14 protein-coding genes are annotated in these 16,185 nt (G+C 76.2%); 9 read left to right on the plus strand and 5 right to left on the minus strand.

Annotated features, from left to right (window positions below):
* Nucleotides 1-48 precede the first annotated feature (48 nt).
* On the minus strand, nucleotides 49-477 hold the full coding sequence (locus tag ANAEK_RS19325; protein ID WP_012527811.1) for a hypothetical protein: 429 nt from the start codon (nucleotides 475-477) through the stop codon (nucleotides 49-51).
* 142 nt (nucleotides 478-619) lie between these two features.
* Between ANAEK_RS19325 and ANAEK_RS19330 the strand changes: the two genes are divergently transcribed.
* On the plus strand, nucleotides 620-1,213 hold the full coding sequence (locus ANAEK_RS19330) for a hypothetical protein (RefSeq protein WP_012527812.1): 594 nt from the start codon (nucleotides 620-622) through the stop codon (nucleotides 1,211-1,213).
* Between the two features lie 70 nt (nucleotides 1,214-1,283).
* On the opposite strand, the gene trmB is transcribed toward ANAEK_RS19330, so the two are convergent.
* Nucleotides 1,284-1,889 (minus strand): tRNA (guanosine(46)-N7)-methyltransferase TrmB, encoded by a 606-nt coding sequence (gene trmB, locus ANAEK_RS19335; protein ID WP_012527813.1) that lies wholly within the window; start codon nucleotides 1,887-1,889, stop codon nucleotides 1,284-1,286.
* Nucleotides 1,890-1,923: 34 nt separating this feature from the next.
* On the opposite strand from trmB, the gene ANAEK_RS19340 reads away from it, so the two are divergent.
* From ANAEK_RS19340 to ANAEK_RS19350, 3 genes are read left to right on the plus strand one after another with little or no spacing between them, the layout of a single operon-like run.
* Nucleotides 1,924-3,540, plus strand: a complete 1,617-nt coding sequence (locus tag ANAEK_RS19340) for a hypothetical protein (RefSeq protein ID WP_012527814.1) — start codon at nucleotides 1,924-1,926, stop codon at nucleotides 3,538-3,540.
* Nucleotides 3,537-4,205, plus strand: coding sequence for an ABC transporter ATP-binding protein (locus ANAEK_RS19345; RefSeq protein WP_012527815.1), 669 nt, complete (start codon nucleotides 3,537-3,539; stop codon nucleotides 4,203-4,205). Before ANAEK_RS19340 ends, ANAEK_RS19345 begins: the two co-directional genes overlap by 4 nt.
* Entirely contained in the window at nucleotides 4,202-5,491 is a 1,290-nt protein-coding gene (locus ANAEK_RS19350) for an FtsX-like permease family protein (protein WP_012527816.1), read from the plus strand. The genes ANAEK_RS19345 and ANAEK_RS19350 overlap by 4 nt, the downstream gene beginning before the upstream one ends.
* Before the next feature lie 30 nt (nucleotides 5,492-5,521).
* Here the strand turns inward: ANAEK_RS19350 and ANAEK_RS19355 are convergent, their stop codons facing one another.
* On the minus strand, nucleotides 5,522-7,243 hold the full coding sequence (locus ANAEK_RS19355; RefSeq protein WP_012527817.1) for a lytic transglycosylase domain-containing protein: 1,722 nt from the start codon (nucleotides 7,241-7,243) through the stop codon (nucleotides 5,522-5,524).
* A gap of 402 nt (nucleotides 7,244-7,645) precedes the next feature.
* Here ANAEK_RS19355 and dusB point away from each other — a divergent pair, with 402 nt between their 5' ends.
* Genes dusB through ANAEK_RS19370 form a run of 3 tightly spaced genes read left to right on the plus strand, consistent with a single transcriptional unit; the run spans nucleotide 7,646 to nucleotide 9,991 of the window.
* The gene (gene dusB / locus ANAEK_RS19360) at nucleotides 7,646-8,692 is read left to right on the plus strand and encodes a tRNA dihydrouridine synthase DusB (protein ID WP_012527818.1); all 1,047 of its coding nucleotides are present in this window, start codon (nucleotides 7,646-7,648) and stop codon (nucleotides 8,690-8,692) included.
* Nucleotides 8,693-8,732: 40 nt separating this feature from the next.
* Nucleotides 8,733-9,119, plus strand: a complete 387-nt coding sequence (locus ANAEK_RS19365; protein ID WP_012527819.1) for a helix-turn-helix domain-containing protein — start codon at nucleotides 8,733-8,735, stop codon at nucleotides 9,117-9,119.
* Nucleotides 9,116-9,991: a ZIP family metal transporter gene (locus tag ANAEK_RS19370; protein WP_012527820.1), complete on the plus strand. Its 876-nt coding sequence runs from the start codon at nucleotides 9,116-9,118 to the stop codon at nucleotides 9,989-9,991. The genes ANAEK_RS19365 and ANAEK_RS19370 overlap by 4 nt, the downstream gene beginning before the upstream one ends.
* A 14-nt stretch (nucleotides 9,992-10,005) precedes the next feature.
* Here ANAEK_RS19370 and ANAEK_RS19375 read toward each other — a convergent pair whose 3' ends face one another.
* Together ANAEK_RS19375 and ANAEK_RS19380 are read right to left on the minus strand one after the other, a co-directional pair.
* Nucleotides 10,006-11,367, minus strand: a complete 1,362-nt coding sequence (locus ANAEK_RS19375) for a glutamate--cysteine ligase (RefSeq protein ID WP_012527821.1) — start codon at nucleotides 11,365-11,367, stop codon at nucleotides 10,006-10,008.
* A gap of 34 nt (nucleotides 11,368-11,401) precedes the next feature.
* Entirely contained in the window at nucleotides 11,402-12,022 is a 621-nt protein-coding gene (locus ANAEK_RS19380; protein ID WP_012527822.1) for a LuxR family transcriptional regulator, read from the minus strand.
* Between the two features lie 81 nt (nucleotides 12,023-12,103).
* Here ANAEK_RS19380 and ANAEK_RS19385 point away from each other — a divergent pair, with 81 nt between their 5' ends.
* Entirely contained in the window at nucleotides 12,104-12,640 is a 537-nt protein-coding gene (locus tag ANAEK_RS19385) for a hypothetical protein (RefSeq protein ID WP_012527823.1), read from the plus strand.
* Nucleotides 12,641-12,806: 166 nt separating this feature from the next.
* On the plus strand, nucleotides 12,807-16,028 hold the full coding sequence (locus ANAEK_RS19390; RefSeq protein WP_012527824.1) for an MXAN_5808 family serine peptidase: 3,222 nt from the start codon (nucleotides 12,807-12,809) through the stop codon (nucleotides 16,026-16,028).
* Nucleotides 16,029-16,185 lie beyond the last annotated feature (157 nt).

A 16,185-nucleotide genomic window follows, 5' to 3' on the forward strand; every position in this document is an offset into this window, starting at 1 on the left:
GTTTGCGCCGGGAGCCACCGCCGCGCGGCCCCGCCCGCGTCCCGCGCGTCAGCGACCGCCGGCGTCCACGCCGGGCAGGACCACCCGCCAGGCGCCGTCCTCGCGCACCAGCGTCACCTCGCCCTTCGCGCCGGCCTCGTCCTCCACCGCCACGATCGCGGTCCCGGACGACTCGCGCACCACCACCGCGCTGCGGATCCGCGCGGCCCGGGCCGCGAAGTCGCCCAGCACGAGCTCGCGCCCGCTCGCCGGCACCACCCCGGGCGCCCGGCCTGCCAGCGCCTTCGCCTCGGCGTCGAGCGCCTCGCGCGAGCGCGCCGAGAGCATCGACCAGACGGTGGCGGCGTCGCCGGCGCGCGCGGCGGAGGCGAAGCGGCGGTACTGGTCGGCGGGGCTGGCCGGGGCGCGGCAGGCGGCGAGGGCGAGGGCGCCGGTGACGAGGACGGCGAGGAGCGCAGGGGAGCGGAGGCGTCGCATGGCGCGAGTGTAGCCTCGCGGCCGGCCTCCCGCCTCCCCGGCAGGCGCCGGCCCTGCGGGGCCCGGCTCGCCCGCCGGCGTGCTGCCCGGGGCTGGCCCACCGCGCGCCGGGCGCCCAGCTTGTCGTCCGGGAGGAACCACGATGAGGATCCATGCCTTGCTTCTGGGCGTCCCGGCCGCGATCGGGCTCGCCTGCAGCACCCCGAGCTCCCGCTCCAGTGCGCACACGTCGAGCGCGCGCACCAGCCAGCGGGCCAGCACCGACGCCGCCGCCAGCGCGCCGGCGGCGACCAACCCCGCCGCGCGGGCCGAGGAGGGCGCGCAGGCCGGCGCCTCCTCGGACGTGAAGGGCCACGCCAGCGACCAGGTGATCTCCGGCCGGGTGGCGCAGTCCGACGGCAGCACGCTGACCATCCAGTCGGCGGACGGGACGCAGCGCTCGCTCCACGTGGCGGCCCAGACCGTCGTCACCGTGGACGGCCACGACGCGCGGATCTCCGACCTGGCGCCCGGCCAGGACGTGCGCGCCAGCTTCAACGAGGTGGACGGCCGCGAGATCGCCGTGAAGGTCGAGGCGATGGGCGCGACCGGCACCGGCAGCAGCGGCTACACGCCCGGCACGCCGCCGGGGGCGCACCCGCCGGACGGCTCGCGCAACGACGCCGGCCGCGGCGGGACCACCGGCGCGCCGGAGAGCACCACGCCGCAGGGCTCGAGCCCCGGCACGCGGTACTAGCGACCGGACGACGAGGCGGGAGGCGGGGGCGTGGGGGCCTCCGGGCGCATCGGCCCGGGGGCCCTCGCGATCACGGCTTCAGGAGGCGGAGGCGCCACACCGGCTCGCCGCTCGCGAGGTAGCGGCGCTCGCGCGTGGACGGGATCTCGTCGGGCGCGGCCTCCGCGAAGCGGCCGGGGCCGACGGCGTTGCGGAAGCCGGCCTCCTCGAGGCGGATCACCGCCTCGCGCGCGTAGCGCTCCACGTCGGTGCGGAAGTCGAGCACGCCGCCGGGCGCGAGCAGGCCGAGGAGCAGCGCGGACATCCGATCGTCCACCAGGCGCCGGCGGTGGTGGCGCCGCTTCCACCACGGGTCGGGGAAGTGCACGTGGATCGCCGCGAGCGAGCCCGCGGCGAACAGCCGCGGGGCGAGGAGCCGCGCGTCGCCGTTCAGCACCAGCAGGTTGGAGAGCCCGTGCCGCGCGCCCTTCGCCGCCAGCACCGCGGCGAACTTCCGCCGCTGCTCGATCCCCACCAGCGCCCGGTCGGGGAACGCGCGCGCGAACCCGAGCGCGAAGCCGCCGTGACCGCAGCCGATCTCCAGCTCGAGCCGGCCGGCCGCCGCGCCGAAGCGGCCGCGCCAGTCGGGCAGGAGGTCGCGCACGATGGGTGCGTCGTCTTCGATGGAGAAGATCATGAGCGGGCCTCTCTTAGCATGGTAAGAAACCTCCGTGCTCCGGCGCCTCCTCCTGCCGGCTCTCCTGGCCGTGGCGCTCGGCGCCGGCGGCTGCCGCGGACGCAGCCCCGGCCCGCCCCCCGAGCGCTTCGTTCCCGCCGCGGTGCGGGCGGTGGTGGTCGTCCCGGAGACCGGGCGCGCCAGCCGCGAGCTGGCGGCCCTGCACGCCGCCGTGTCGGCGTTCCCCGGCGCGACCGCCGTCGCCGAGGCGCGCGGAACCATCGCGGCCCAGCTCGGCTTCGACCCGCTCGACCCGAAGGGCCTCGCCGAGGCCGGCGTGGACGCGCGCCGCGGGGCGGCGCTCGCGCTGCTCGACGCGGGCGGCGCGCCGCCGCGGGCGCTGCTGGTGCTCCCGGTGGGCGACGCGGCCAGGATGGACGCGTTGCTGGCGCGGCTCGCCCGCGAGCGGCTCGGGGCGGACCTCCGCACCGCCGAGCCGCGCGGGACGTTCTCGACCGTCGCGTTCCGGCGCGCCGCCGGCGAGCCCATCGCGCTCGCCTACCTCGTCACCCAGCGCACCGCGCTCGTGTCGCAGGGGCCGGGCGCGGCCGACCTCGTGGCCGAGGCGGCCGGGCTCGCGCCGGAGCGGGCGCTGGCGGGGGACGCCGCGTTCGGCGCCGCGCGGCGGGCGCTGGGCGACGCGCCGGCCGCGATCGCGTTCGCGCCGCCGGGCTCGCCGCTCCTCGCGCGCGCGTGGCCGGTGCGAGACGGCGTCGCCCTGGGCCTCTCGGCCGGGCCGGGCGGGCTGCGCGCCAGCGCGGCCGTGCTGCTCGGCCCGCGCGAGCCGTCCTTCCGTGCGCTCGCCGGCGGCGGCGCGGCCGCGGCCCTGCTGGCGCGCCTCCACCCCGAGGCGCAGCTCGCGGCGCGCTGGGACGGCGAGCCCGGCCCGCTCGGCGGCAAGCTCGTCCCCATGCTCTCGCGCGCCGACCGCGCGCGCCTCGCCGCCCGCGGCCTCGACCCGCAGCGCGACGGGTTCGACCTGCTCGCGCCCGGGGTGGCCCTCTCGCTCTCGCTCTCGCCGGGCCTGGAGCTGACCGGGCTCACCGAGGCGACGCTCCGCGCCGATCCGCTGCGGCTCGTGCGCCTCGAGGCGGTGGCGCGCGTGAAGGACCCGGAGCGCGCCCGGGCCGCGTTCGACCGGATCGCCCCGCCCCCGCGGCGCCCGCGCGCCGCCCGCGCCGGCGCCGGGTCGCCCGCCCCGGGCACCTGGCGGATCGCCACGCCGAGCGGCGAGCTGGCCTGGCGGCTCGACGGCGATCGCCTGGCGCTCGCCGGCGGCGCGCCCGGCGCGCTCGACGCGCTGGTGGCGCGGCTCGACGGCGGCGGCGACGGCTTCCGCGCGCCCACGCCCGCCGCCGGGGCGGCGCTGAAGGGCGGGCTCGGGGGCGCGGTGCTCGACGCGCAGCGGCTGGTGGCCGGCGTGCGCGCGCTGCCGGAGGACGCGTTCGGCACCGGGCCGTCCGGGTTCGTGGTCCGGTCGGTCGTGGACCGGTTCCTGGAGCCGGCCGCGCGCCTCTCGGCGGTGTCGCTCCGCGCGCAGCTCGCGGAGGGGGCGCTGGTCCTCGCCGCGGAGGTGGAGGTGATGCCGTCCGCGCCGCAGGTGCGGCCGTGATCCGGCTCGCCGGCGTCACCAAGGCGTTCCGCGACGGGGACCGCCCGGTGCCGGTGCTGCGCGGGATCGACCTGGAGGTGCGGCCGGGCGAGCTGGTCGCGATCGTGGGCCCGTCGGGCTCGGGCAAGTCCACCCTGCTCTACGTCGCCGGCGCGCTCGACCGCGACTTCGCCGGCGAGGTCGAGGTGGCCGGCACGCGGCTCGCCGGGCTCTCGCCCCGCGCCCGGGCCGAGCTGCGGAACCGCGCGGTGGGCTTCGTGTTCCAGTCGTTCAACCTGCTCGCGGGGATGTCGGCCCTCGAGAACGTGATGCTGCCGGGGATGCTCCGCCGCGACGGCGCGGAGGGCACCGCCGCGGTGCGCGCCCGCGCCGCCGAGGCGCTCGCGTCGGTCGGGCTCGGGGAGAAGGCGCGCGCCACGCCGGCGCACCTCTCCGGCGGCGAGCGCCAGCGCGTGGCCATCGCGCGGGCGCTGCTGGCCCGCCCGCAGGTGCTCCTCGCCGACGAGCCGACCGGCAACCTCGACGCGGTGAGCGGCGACGGCATCATCCGGCTGTTCCAGCGCATGGCCGCCGGCGGCATGACCGTGCTGGTGGTGACGCACGAGGAGCGCGTGTCCGAGGCGGCCTCGCGGGTGCTCCACCTCGAGGACGGGAGGCTCCGGTGAGCGCGCGCGGCGTCCTCTGGATCGCGCGGGCGAACCTGCGCGCCGACCGCAAGGGCGCGCTGCTGAACGCGGCCGCGGCCTGCGTGGGCGCGGCGGCGCTGGTGTTCATCCTGGCGCTCGGCATGGGCGTCTCGCACGCGGCCCGGCGCATGTTCCCGGCGGACGCGCGGCTGGTGGAGGTGGTCCCGGCCGGCGTGGCGCTGGGCGGGGTCCTGGGCGGCGGGCGGCTCGACGACGCGGCGGTGGCGCGGCTCGGGCGGCTCCCCGGCGTCGAGCAGGCCTGGCCGCGGCTGTCGCTGCGCGTGCCGGTGGCGGCGTCCCGGCCGCCCACCGGGCTCGACTACAACTGGCCGCCCGGCATGACCCTCCAGATCCCGGTGGTGGGCGTGGCGCCCGGGCTGGTGCAGGCCGACCTGCGGGCGGGGCGCGCCTTCGCGGACCCGGGCCCGGGCGGCGGCCCGATCCCGGTGCTGCTCTCGCGGCGGCTGCTCGAGGTCTACGACAAGACCATCGCGCCGGCCTGGAACGTGCGGAGGCTGCCGCCGGGCCTGTCCATCGTGGGGCTCCAGCTCCCGGTGCGGGTCGGCTTCTCGATCGTGCCGCAGAAGACCGAGGACCGGGTGTACGAGGCGCGCCTGGAGCTGGCCGGGCTCTCGGATCGCGTGCCGCTCTACATGATGGCGATGCCGCTCGACACGGTCCGTCGCCTGCACCGCGAGTACGGCAAGCCGGACGCGGGCTACACGCAGGTGACGCTGCTCGCGCGGCGCCCCGACGACGTGCCGGCGGTCATGGCGGCGGTGCGGCGCATGGGCTTCTCGGTGGACGAGGGGGAGCGCTCGGCGGCGGAGCGCGTGGGCACGGTGGTGGCGGTGACCACCGGCGCGCTCGCGCTGCTCGCCGGCGTCCTGTGCGCGCTCGCGGCGCTCGCCATCGCGCAGTCGCTCTCGGCGAGCGTGCGCGGCCGGGCGAAGGAGATCGCGATCCTGGAGGCGGTGGGCGCGGCGCCCGCCGACGTGCGCGCGGTGGTGCTCGCGGAGGCGGCGCTGGTGGGGCTGGTGGGCGGCGCGATCGGCACCGCGCTGGCGGTGGCCGCGGCGCGGGTCGCCGACGCGGCCGCGGCCCGCGCGCTCCCGGACTTCCCGTTCCGCCCGGACACGTTCTTCGCGCTGCCGCCCTGGCTCGTCGCGCTCGGCGTCGCCGTGCCGGCGGCGGCGGCCGTCGTCGGCGCGCTCGCGCCGGCGGCGTTCGCCGCGCGGATCGATCCGGCAAGAACCTTGTCTTGATGACGAGGGCTGCGCCCTCGCCCTGGCCGCCTACCCGCGCCCGGGCCGCACCACGATCATCGCGCCCACCATCAGCTTGTGGCTGCGGGGGTTCTTGATCCCGTTCCAGCGGCACAGGTCCTGGAGCTCGACGCCGAAGCGCTGCGCGATGGACCAGAGCGTGTCGCCGGCGCGGACCCGCAGCCTCTGGTGCGCGGGCTTCGCGGCGGGCGCGGCGGCGGAGGCGGTCCGCACCGGCGCCTGGGCGGCGGCGCGCTCGGCGGCGGCCGGGCGGCGCGCCTCGGGCTCCGGCGCGCGCGCGGCCACCGCCACCCCGGCGGCGGGCCGCGGGATGATCAGCTCCGTGCCGACGCGCAGCTTCCGCGCGCTCTTCAGGCCGTTCATCTCCAGGATGCCCTGGGCGGGCACGCCGTAGCGCTGCGCGATCCGGCCGATGCTGTCGCCGCGGCGGACCACGTGCCCGGCGAACGTCAGGCGGGTCTTCGCGCGGAGCGCCGGCCACGCCTCGGCGAACGCCTCGGCGCGCTCGGCGGGGATCTTGATCTTGTACGGGCGGGGCGGCGTGCAGGCGCGGCGCAGCTCGGGGTTGAGGTCGATGATCTCCTTCTCGGAGACGCCGGCGGCGCGCGCGATGACGGTGAGCAGCGTGGCGTCCGGGACGTCCACCTCCTCGTACTCCGTCCACGCCTGCCGCTCGATCTCGTCCTGCCGGAACCCGAACGCCTCGGGGTGCTTGGTGATGATGGCGGCGGCCATCAGCTTCGGCACGTAGCCCTTGGTCTCGGCGCGGAGCACCTTCTTGCCCGGGACGTCCGCCATCTCCCAGAAGTCGTCGTACCCCATCCGCTGCGCGGCGAGGACGCGGCCGGCGCCGGCGTTGTAGCCGGCCCACGCCAGCCGCCAGTCGCCGGTCTGCTCGCGCAGCCGCTTCAGGAAGCGCGCGGCGGCGCGGGCGGAGCGCTCCGGATCGCGCCGCTCGTCCACCCAGAAGTCCTGCTTCAGGCCGTAGCTCTTGCCCGTCGCGGCGATGAACTGCCACGGGCCGGACGCCTTGGCGCGGCTGTAGGCGAAGTTGCCGAAGCCGCTCTCGATCATGGCGAGGAAGACCGTGTCCTGCGGCAGTCCCTCCTCCTTCAGGATCTTGCGGTACCGCTCCATGTACCGGTGCGAGCGCCCGAGCCACTTCACGAAGTGGGCGCGGACGCTGGGCGACTGGAAGAAGCGGACGTAGGCGACCACCGCCTCGTTCACGTCGATGGGGATGTCGTACTCGGCCTGGAGCGTGGCGAGGTCGTGGTCGATCTCGGGGAGCAGCGGGATCCGCCCGGCGCCCTCGCCCCGCGGCGTGGCGTCGCGGCCCAGCGCGCCCTCCACGCGGTCGCGGATGGGGGACTCGAGCCCGAGCCCGTCGGCGCCCACCGTCCGGCGGCCCTCGGCGCCGTCCTGCACCCGCGACGCCTCCTCGGCCTGGCGCAGGTCCTCCAGCTCCGCCGACTCCTGCTCGATCTCCTCCGCGATGGCCGGCTCGTCGGGCGCGTCCGCGTTCGCGATCGCGTCCTGCACCGACGGCTCCTGGCGGCGCTGCGCCGGCTTCGGCGGCGCCACGATCTGCGCCTCCGGCACCTCGGCGGCGGGCAGGGCCTGGGCGGCGGCCTGGACGGTGACGCCCCGCGAGGCGGGGCCCTGGGGGCTGGCCGGCCCGGCCAGGGCGAGCGCGCAAACGGCTAGGAAGGTCGTGCGGATCTGCCTCATCGCTCCTCGGCTTCTGCTGCGGGGGGCCGGTCCGTCGGCCGGCCGTTCGGATGACACATCGTACCGGGGCCACCGGGTCGTGCCAAATCGGGCGCCCGGGGGATCTGCTGACCGCTCTCACTGCGGCGGACCGCCTCCTCCTCGCTTCGGGGGACCGCTGCCTCGCCTGGCCGCCGATCGACCACCCCGATCGCCGGAAGCCTGTGCACCGCCCTCGCGGCAACGTCAGGCCCCTTCGGCGGCCATCCGCGCGGGTGCGCGCAGGGGGCCGCGCGGCTAAAGCACCCCGCCACGGTCGCTCCGGTACGGCCCTGGAACCGCCGGCACCCCCGGGCATTCCGGCGTTCCCCACCGAAATCGGTCCGTGCTACACCCCCGACCCCGCTAGCCGCACACCTGACCATGCAGATCGGCCCCTACCAGTTCCCCGGCCGCTACTTCCTCGCCCCGCTGGCCGGCGTGTCCGATCGCCCGTTCCGCGCCATCTGCCGGCGCATGGGCGCGAGCTTCGCGTACACCGAGATGGTCTCGGCGCACGGCCTGATGCACGGCGCGCTGCAGACCTCGAGCTACCTCGACCGCGAGCCGGACGAGGACCCGTTCGCGGTACAGATCTTCGCCTCGGAGCCGGAGGTGCTCGCGCGCGGGGCCGCGGTCGCGGTCGCGGCGGGCGCCGGCATGATCGACGTCAACATGGCCTGCCCGGTGAAGAAGGTGTGCGGCAGCGGCGCCGGGGCGGCCATGGGGCGCGAGCCGCGCAGGGTCGAGGAGGCGGTCCGCGCCATCCGCGCCGCCGTCCCGGTGCCGGTCACGGTGAAGATCCGCGCCGGCTGGGACGAGGGCGAGGTGAACTGCGTGGACGTCGCGCGCGCGGCCGAGGCCGGCGGCGCCGCGGCGGTGGCGCTGCACGGGCGCACGCGCAGCCAGCTCTACTCCGGCAAGGCGCGCTGGGAGCTGGTCCGGGCGGTGAAGCAGGCGGTCGCGATCCCGGTGCTCGGCTCGGGGGACGTGTGGACCGCCGCCGACGCCGTGCGCATGCGCGAGGAGACCGGCTGCGACGCGGTGCTGGTGGCGCGCGGCGCCTGCGGCAACCCGTGGATCTTCCGCGAGCTGCGGGCCATCGAGGCCGGCCGCCCGCCGCCGCCGCCGCCCGGCCGCGACGAGTGGGTGGCCACGGTGCTCGAGCACGTCCGCCTCCAGGTGGAGCACCGGGCCCGCATGGCGCCGGGCGAGCCCGCCGAGGCCTCGGAGCGCCACGCCATCCGCGAGCTGCGCAAGCACCTGCTCTGGTACACGCGCGGCCGGCGCGGCGGCGTGCACTTCCGCCGCGACGCGGCCGCGCTGGTGACCGCGGCCGACGTGGCGGCGCAGCTGGAGCGCCACTTCCCGGCGGGCGGCGACAGCTTCGAGCTCGATCCCGGCTTCCGCGCCTCGGAGGACGGCGAGTGAGCGCGCGCGGACCGCACGGCGGCCGGCGGGGATCGGCGCGGTGAAGGCGCTGCTCCTCGAGGGCGCGCCCGAGGCGCTCCGGCGCGCCTGCGAGGCGGGGCGGCTGGAGGTGGTCGAGGTGCGCTCGATCCCCGACGGCCGCGCCCGGCTCGCGCGCGAGGCCTTCGCGCTGGTGGACGGCCGCATCACGCGCCCCTGCGCCCTCGACGAGGAGCTGCGCCAGCGGGTGGACGCCTTCTTCGACCGGCTCGAGGGCCAGCCCGCGAGCGGTCTCTACGACGCGGTGATGCGCGAGGTGGAGCGCCCCCTCATCTCGGGCGCGCTGGCCCGGGCCCGGGGCGTGCGCTCCGCCGCCGCGGAGGCGCTCGGCATCGATCGCGGTACGCTGGCCCGCCGCATGCGCGCGCTCGGCCTGGACGAACCATGACCCAGACGCAGTCCCTCGCCCTGTACACCGCCGCCATCCTGGTGGGCGCGCTCACCGGCGGCTCGCTCCCGCTGCTCGGACGCGTGGGCCGCTCCGACATCGGCCTGTCGTTCTCGGCGGGCGTGATGCTCGGCGCCGCGTTCTTCCACATGCTGCCCGAGGCGGTCGAGGAGAGCGGCGCGGGGATCCTGCCGTTCGTGCTGGTCGGCTTCCTGCTCCTGTTCCTGCTGGAGCGCTTCGTGCTCGTGCACGTCTGCGCCGAGCCCGGCCCGAACGCGCGGCTCTCGCAGGCCGCCCCGCTTCCGGCCGGGGTGGAGGCCGCCGGCCACGATCACCACCACCACCATCACCACGCCCACGCGCACGTCGGCGCGGACGGCGCGGTCGCGCTGGAGGAGGACGGCACCGGGTGCGCCGTCCACACCACGCTCGGGCTCGCCGCGTTCGTGGGCATGAGCGCGCACACGCTCGTGGACGGCTTCGCGCTCGGCGCCGCGAGCGGCCACGCCGAGCTCGGGCTGCTCGTGTTCCTCGCCATCCTCGCGCACAAGATCCCGAACTCGTTCTCGCTCTCGGCCATCCTGCGCGCCGAGGGCTACTCGCGCGGCCGGGCGCTCGCGATGAACGCGGCGTTCGCGCTGATGGTGCCGGTCGGCGCCGGGATCTACCTGGTGCTGCGCGAGGTGGTGCGGGTCGAGACGTTCACCGCCGCCGCGCTCGCCGCGAGCGCGGGCACGTTCCTGCACCTGTCGCTCTCGGACATCCTCCCCGACCTGCACCGCCGCGGCGGCTCGAAGTGGGTCCTCTCCGGCGCGCTGCTGTTCGGGCTCGCGGTGATGTGGGGGCTGCGCGCGCTGAACCACGCGCACTGACGCGCGGCGGCGCCTCACGCGATCCGCAGGTGCTCCGCCAGCGCGCGGTCGCCGCGGCGGAACGCGTCGAGCGCGTCGTCCGCGGGGGAGCGGCGCGAGGCGGCGCGCTCCCGGAGCGGCGCGAGCCACACCCGCTCGTCCTCGCCGCGCTGGCCGCAGCAGTGCTGCCGGCACAGGCCGTTCCCGGCCGCGTCGAGCAGCGTCGCCGCCACGTCCGCCAGCACCCGGCCGTCGGGCAGCCGCGCCTCCAGCCCCTCGCGGCCGGCGCCGATCATGAGCGCCCGCCGCTCGGCCACCGACAGGCCGCGCACCGCGTCCCAGGCCCAGGCCCGCGCCTCGCGGTCGTAGAGCAGCCCCTTCCAGAACGCGACCAGCGCCTTCGTCATGGCCGCGTCGCAGGCGTCGGCGGCGCGCACCTCCACCACGCCCTTCACCCGCACCTCGGGGAACAGGGTGGTGAGGTGGTCCTCCCAGTCCATGAGCGTGGGGCGCTCGCCGGCGATGCCGTCGGCGAGGAACTGCCGGAACGTCCGCCCGCCGGGATCGACGTAGGCGCCGTCGCGACGGAAGAAGATCATGGGCACGTCGAGCGCCCACTCGGCGTAACGGCGGTAGGGATCATCGTCGAACCCGGGCTCGAACGCGAAGCCGAGCAGGCCGGCGCGGGCGGGCTCGGTCTCCTCCCACACCGCCACGCGATACGACTTCCAGCCGACGGGCCGGCCGTTCACGATGGGTGAGTTCGCGAACAGCGCCGCCACCGCGGGCTGGACCGCCAGCGCGACGCGGAGCTTCTCGGCCATGTCGCGCGGCCCGGAGAAGTCGAACGAGGCCTGGGCCGAGGCGGTCATGGACATCATGTCCGGCCCGAGCCGGCCCCGGGCGGCCAGGTACGGCCGCATCACCGCGTAGCGGTTCTTCGGCATCCAGGGGGAGGTCGCGGGCGTGCCCCAGGGCCGGTAGCCGGCGGCGAGGAACTCGAGCCCGAGGTCGGCCGCGAGCTCGCGGCACTTCTGGAGGTGCCGGTCCAGCTCGGCGGCCACCACGTGCACGTCGGCGAACGGCCGGCCGGACAGCTCGATCTGCCCGCCCGGCTCGATGGAGACGGTGAGCCCCTGGCACTGCGAGGCGATGATCCGCCCGTCCTCCTCGAACGGCTCGTAGCCGTACCGCGAGAACCCGCGCAGCACCGCCGCGACGCCGCGCGGCCCGTCGTACGGGATGGGCTCGAGCGTGCCCGCGACGAGCGCGAACTTCTCGTGCTCGAGGCCGACCTTCCAGCCGGCGCGGGGCCGCTCGCGCGCCGCGAACCAGCCGGCGAGATCGTCGATCCCGCGCACCGGCGGGCTGTCCTGGACACGGGCGTCGAGCGACATGCGGGCGGAATCTACCCGCGCCCCGCCGGTGGCGCTACCTCGTCTCGCCGCCCGCCGGGCGTGCGTCCGCGCGCGCCGGCGCCGCCGGCTGGAGCAGGTCCTCCAGGAAGAACGCGGACAGCTCGGCCCGGCCGGCGAGGCCCGCCTTGCGGTACACGGCGAGCGCCTGCTGCCGCACGGTGCGCTCGCTCGTCCGCCGCAGGTCCGCCACGTCCTTGTGCGCGAGCCCCTTCAGCAGGAGCAGCGCCACCTCGCGCTCCGCCGCCGACAGGCCCCACCGATCGAACTGGTGGTCGATGGCGGCGGCCAGGCCGCGCAGGTGCTCCTGCGACTCGGCGCGGAAGCGGGCCAGGTCCGCCTCGGCGCGCACCAGGTCGCGCTGCAGCGCGCGGGTGCGGCGCCGGGCCAGGGCGAGCTGCGCCCACAGCACCACCGCCCCGCCGAGCGCCACCGCCATGATCGCGACCTCGAGCGCGATGTGCCCGGGGGAGCCGCCCGCGCGCGCGTCCGAGGCGACGTCGAGCCCCACCAGCACCGTCACGAGGCCCAGGATCGCCGAGGGAACGGCCAGCACCCACGGCCGGGGCACGTCGGCGTCCGCCGCATGTGCGCCGCCCAGCCCCGCGGATGCGCTCTGCTTTTGCACGTGTGTCATCCGTCGGATGGCGGCCGGCCGGGGGACCGGACAGGTTGGGCGCGTCCGGCCCGAACCCGCCGGCCCAGGAGCCCGCACGCCATGCCGACCCTACCGCTGCACCCCGCCATCGTCCACGTCCCCCTCGGTCTCGCCTTCGTGCTGCCGCTCGTCGCGGCCGGGCTCGCCGTCGCGCTCTGGCGCGGCGCCCTGCCCCGGCGCAGCTTCGCGGTCGTGGTGGCGCTCCAGGCGATCCTGGTCGGGGGCGGCGTGGTGGCGATGCAGCTCGGCGAGCGCGACGAGAAGCAGGCCGAGACCGTGATCTCCGAGAAGCTCATCGAGGCGCACGAGGAGCGCGCGGAGGTGTTCGTGTGGGCCGCCGGCGCGGTGCTCGCCGTCAGCGCCGCGGTGCTGGTGGTGCCGGCCGCCGCCGCGACCGCGGTGGCCGGGGTCGTGGTCGCGGGCACGGTCGCGGTCGCCGCGCTGGCGGTGTCGGCCGGCCAGGCGGGGGGTGAGCTCGTGTACCGCCACGGGGCGGCGAGCGCCTACCTCCTGCGCAGCGCGCCCGCCGGGGCGATCCCGGCCGTGGACGCGGCGCGCGTTCACCGCGAGGCCGAGCACGAGGACGAGGACCGCTGAGGGGCCCGGGCTGTGCCCCCGGGCATGATTCCCGGCCCCACCGGTTGGATCCCGGTGGGACCCGGGCCGGGCCGATCTGCTTGCGCGGGATCCTGCTGCAACCTATCCTCCCACGATACGTAGGTTTTCCCGCTTGCCTGCCCTACCCTCCCTGCCCAGGCGCCCCATGATCCGCCCCTTCCGGCTGTTCGCCACCCTGGCGGCCTCGCTCGCGCTCGCGCTCGGCGTCACGGCCCGCTTCGTCCGCGCCCAGCCCGAGGCGCCTCCGCCGGCCGTCGCGTTCAAGGGCGCCGCGCCGGTGCCGGCGCGCGCCGGCGGCAACGGCGACTACCAGCTCGAGCGGCTGCCGATCCTGTCGAGGGTGATCCTCCAGGTGAAGGACAACTACGTGGACCCGGGCCGCGTGGATCCGAAGGGCATGGTGGTCGCGGCGCTCGAGGCGGTGGAGAAGACCGTCGCCGAGGTGATGGTGCAGGGCGACGAGAAGTCGCCCAGGCTCACGCTCACCGTGGGCAGCGCCTCCCGCGAGCTGGACATCTCCGGCGTGAAGAGCATCTGGGAGATCCGCACCGTCCTCGGCGAGGCGATGGGCTTCATCCAGCAGCACCTCGTCGCCCACAAGGACCTGCGCGAGATCGAGTACGCCGCGGTGAACGGCCTGCTCCAGACGCTCGACCCGCACACCGTCCTGTTCGACCCGAAGTCGTTCAAGGAGATGAAGCTGCAGACCCGCGGCGAGTTCGGCGGCCTCGGGTTCGTGGTGGCGATGCGCGACAGCAACCTGACCGTGGTCCGGGTGCTCCGGAACACGCCGGCGCAGCGCGCCGGGGTGAAGCCGAAGGACGTGATCGCGCGCATCGAGGAGCAGTCCACCGTCAACATGGACCTGCAGGACGCGGTGGACCGCCTCCGCGGCCGGCCGCAGAGCAAGGTGGCCATCACCATCCAGCGCCCGACCCAGGAGCCGCGGCGGATGGTGCTGACCCGCGAGGTGATCAGCATCGAGACGGTGCCGCAGGCGCAGCTCCTCGACGGCAACGTCGGCTACATCAAGCTCACCCAGTTCTCCACCAACAGCACCCGCGACCTGGTGCAGGCGCTCCAGCAGCAGCGCGCGCAGGCCGGCGGCAAGCTGCAGGGCCTGGTGCTCGACCTGCGCGGCAACCCGGGCGGCCTGCTCGACCAGGCCATCTCGGTCTCCGACCTGTTCCTCTCGGAGGGCGTGATCGTCAAGACCGTGGGCGAGGGCGACAAGCAGCAGATCCACGAGGTGAAGGAGGCGAGCGCCGAGCCGTCCGACCTCACCGGCCTGCCCATCGTCGTCATCGTCAACAACAGCACCGCCTCGGCCAGCGAGATCGTCGCCGGCGCGCTCAAGAACAACGGGCGCGCGCTGGTGATCGGCCGCCAGAGCTTCGGCAAGGGCTCGGTGCAGGTGCTCTACGACTTCAGCGACCCGAGCCGCCCCGCCGACGAGGCCGCGCTCAAGCTCACCATCGCGCAGTACCTCACCCCGGGTGACGTCTCCATCCAGGAGGTGGGCATCACGCCGGACGTGCTGCTGCTGCCGGGCCGCGCGCTGAAGGAGCAGGTCAACTACTTCGCCCCGCCGCGCTCGATGGGCGAGGCCGACCTCGACCGCCACCTCACCAACCCGGCCGACCGCACCGTCCCCGAGGCGGCCCGCGCCGAGGCGCGCAAGAAGCGCCAGGACAAGCCGCCGCTCGAGCTGCGCTACCTGCTCGACGAGAAGGAGGACCTGGTCGCGAAGCAGCTGAAGAAGGACGCGGCCGCCGAGGCCTCCCCGCACGGCGACGTGACCGAGCTGACGCCGGAGCAGCAGGAGGACGAGGACGCCGACGCCGATCCGGATCGCTTCGTCGAGGACTACCAGATCCGCTTCGCGAAGGACCTGCTGCGCCGCGCGCCCTACCCGGATCGCGCCCGGCAGCTCGAGGCCGCCAAGGCGCTCGTGTCCGAGCGGCACCAGCAGGAGGAGGCGCGGCTGCAGAAGCGCCTCGCCGAGCTGGGCGTCGACTGGGCCGACGGCCAGGCCAGCCGCGGCAACCCGCGCGCGGTGGTGACGGTGTCGCCGCCGCCGGGCAAGGAGCTGCGCGCCGGCGAGACGATGCCCTGGACCGTGACGGTCGAGAACCGCGGCGACGCGCCGTTCCGGCGCCTCCGCGCCTGGACCACCGCCGACAAGAACGGGCTGCTCGACCGCCGCGAGTTCGTGTTCGGCGCGGTGCGCCCGGGCGAGAAGCGCACCTGGACGGCCCCGGTGAAGCTGCCGAAGGGCATGGACACCCGCCGCGACGAGGTGACGCTCCACTTCGAGGACGAGGGCGGCAAGGCGCCGCCGGACGTCACCACGGCGGTGGCGGTCACCGAGGTGCAGAAGCCGGTGTTCGCGTTCAGCGCCCAGGTGGACGACGCCAGGGGCGGCAACGGCGACGGGCTCCCGCAGCGCGGCGAGACGTTCAACCTCCGGGTGGACGTGCGCAACGCCGGCCCGGGCGTCTCGGGCGACAAGACCTACGTGCTGCTGAAGAACCTCGGGGACGAGAAGCTCTTCATCAAGAAGGGGCGCGAGGTGATCGGCGCGCTCAAGCCGGGCGAGGTGAAGACCGCCACCATGGAGGTCGAGCTCCGCCGCGGCTCGAAGAGCGACACCTCGCCGGTCCGCGTCACCATCGTGGACGAGAAGATGGACGAGTACGTCTCCGAGAAGCTCGACCTGCCGGTGGCGACGGACGAGCCGGCCCGCACCGCCGCGCACGGCGCGGTGCGCGTGGAGGTCGCGGACGCCCAGCTCCGCACCGGCGCGAGCGCCACCGCCCCGGTCATCGCGGCCGCGCGCAAGGGCGCGGTGCTGCCGGTGGACGCCCGCTTCGGCGAGTTCTACCGGGTCGAGTGGCAGAAGGGGCGCTACGCGTTCGCCGCCGAGGGCGAGGTGAAGCCGGTGAAGGCGGCCGGGACGGCGCGGAGCGGCGCCGTGGTCGAGGTGTGGCAGCGCGAGCCGCCGCGCATCGCGTTCTCGCCCGACCCGCTGAAGGGCGCGCCGGTGGTGGACGGCAACACCTTCAAGCTCCAGGGCACCGCCAGCGTCCCGCCGTCGGCGGATCCGACGGCCCGCCTGCGCGACGTGTTCGTGTTCGTGAACGAGCAGAAGGTCTTCTTCAAGGTCCAGCCGGACACGGCCACCTCCTCGAAGATGGACTTCACCGCCGACCTGCCGCTCAAGCCCGGCAACAACGTCGTCACCGTGTTCGCCCGCGAGGACGACGAGTTCCAGAGCCGCCGGAGCGTGGTGGTGTTCCGCCGCACGCCGCCGGAGGTCGCGGCCGAGGCCGGGCGCGGGCAGGCGCAGCGGAGCAGCGGGCAGTAGGCAGGAGCCACCGCCTCCGCCTCTCCAGGGCCCCGGACCGCTCCCCGCGGCCGGGGCCCTCGTCGTCGGAGGCCGGACCGGCGCCGCGGGGAACCTGCTCCCGGGTCCCACCCGCGCGACCCGCGATTCGCCCCGCGGGGCCCCCTCCGGTAGAATT

This window comes from Anaeromyxobacter sp. K, from assembly GCF_000020805.1.
Classification (GTDB): domain Bacteria; phylum Myxococcota; class Myxococcia; order Myxococcales; family Anaeromyxobacteraceae; genus Anaeromyxobacter; species Anaeromyxobacter dehalogenans.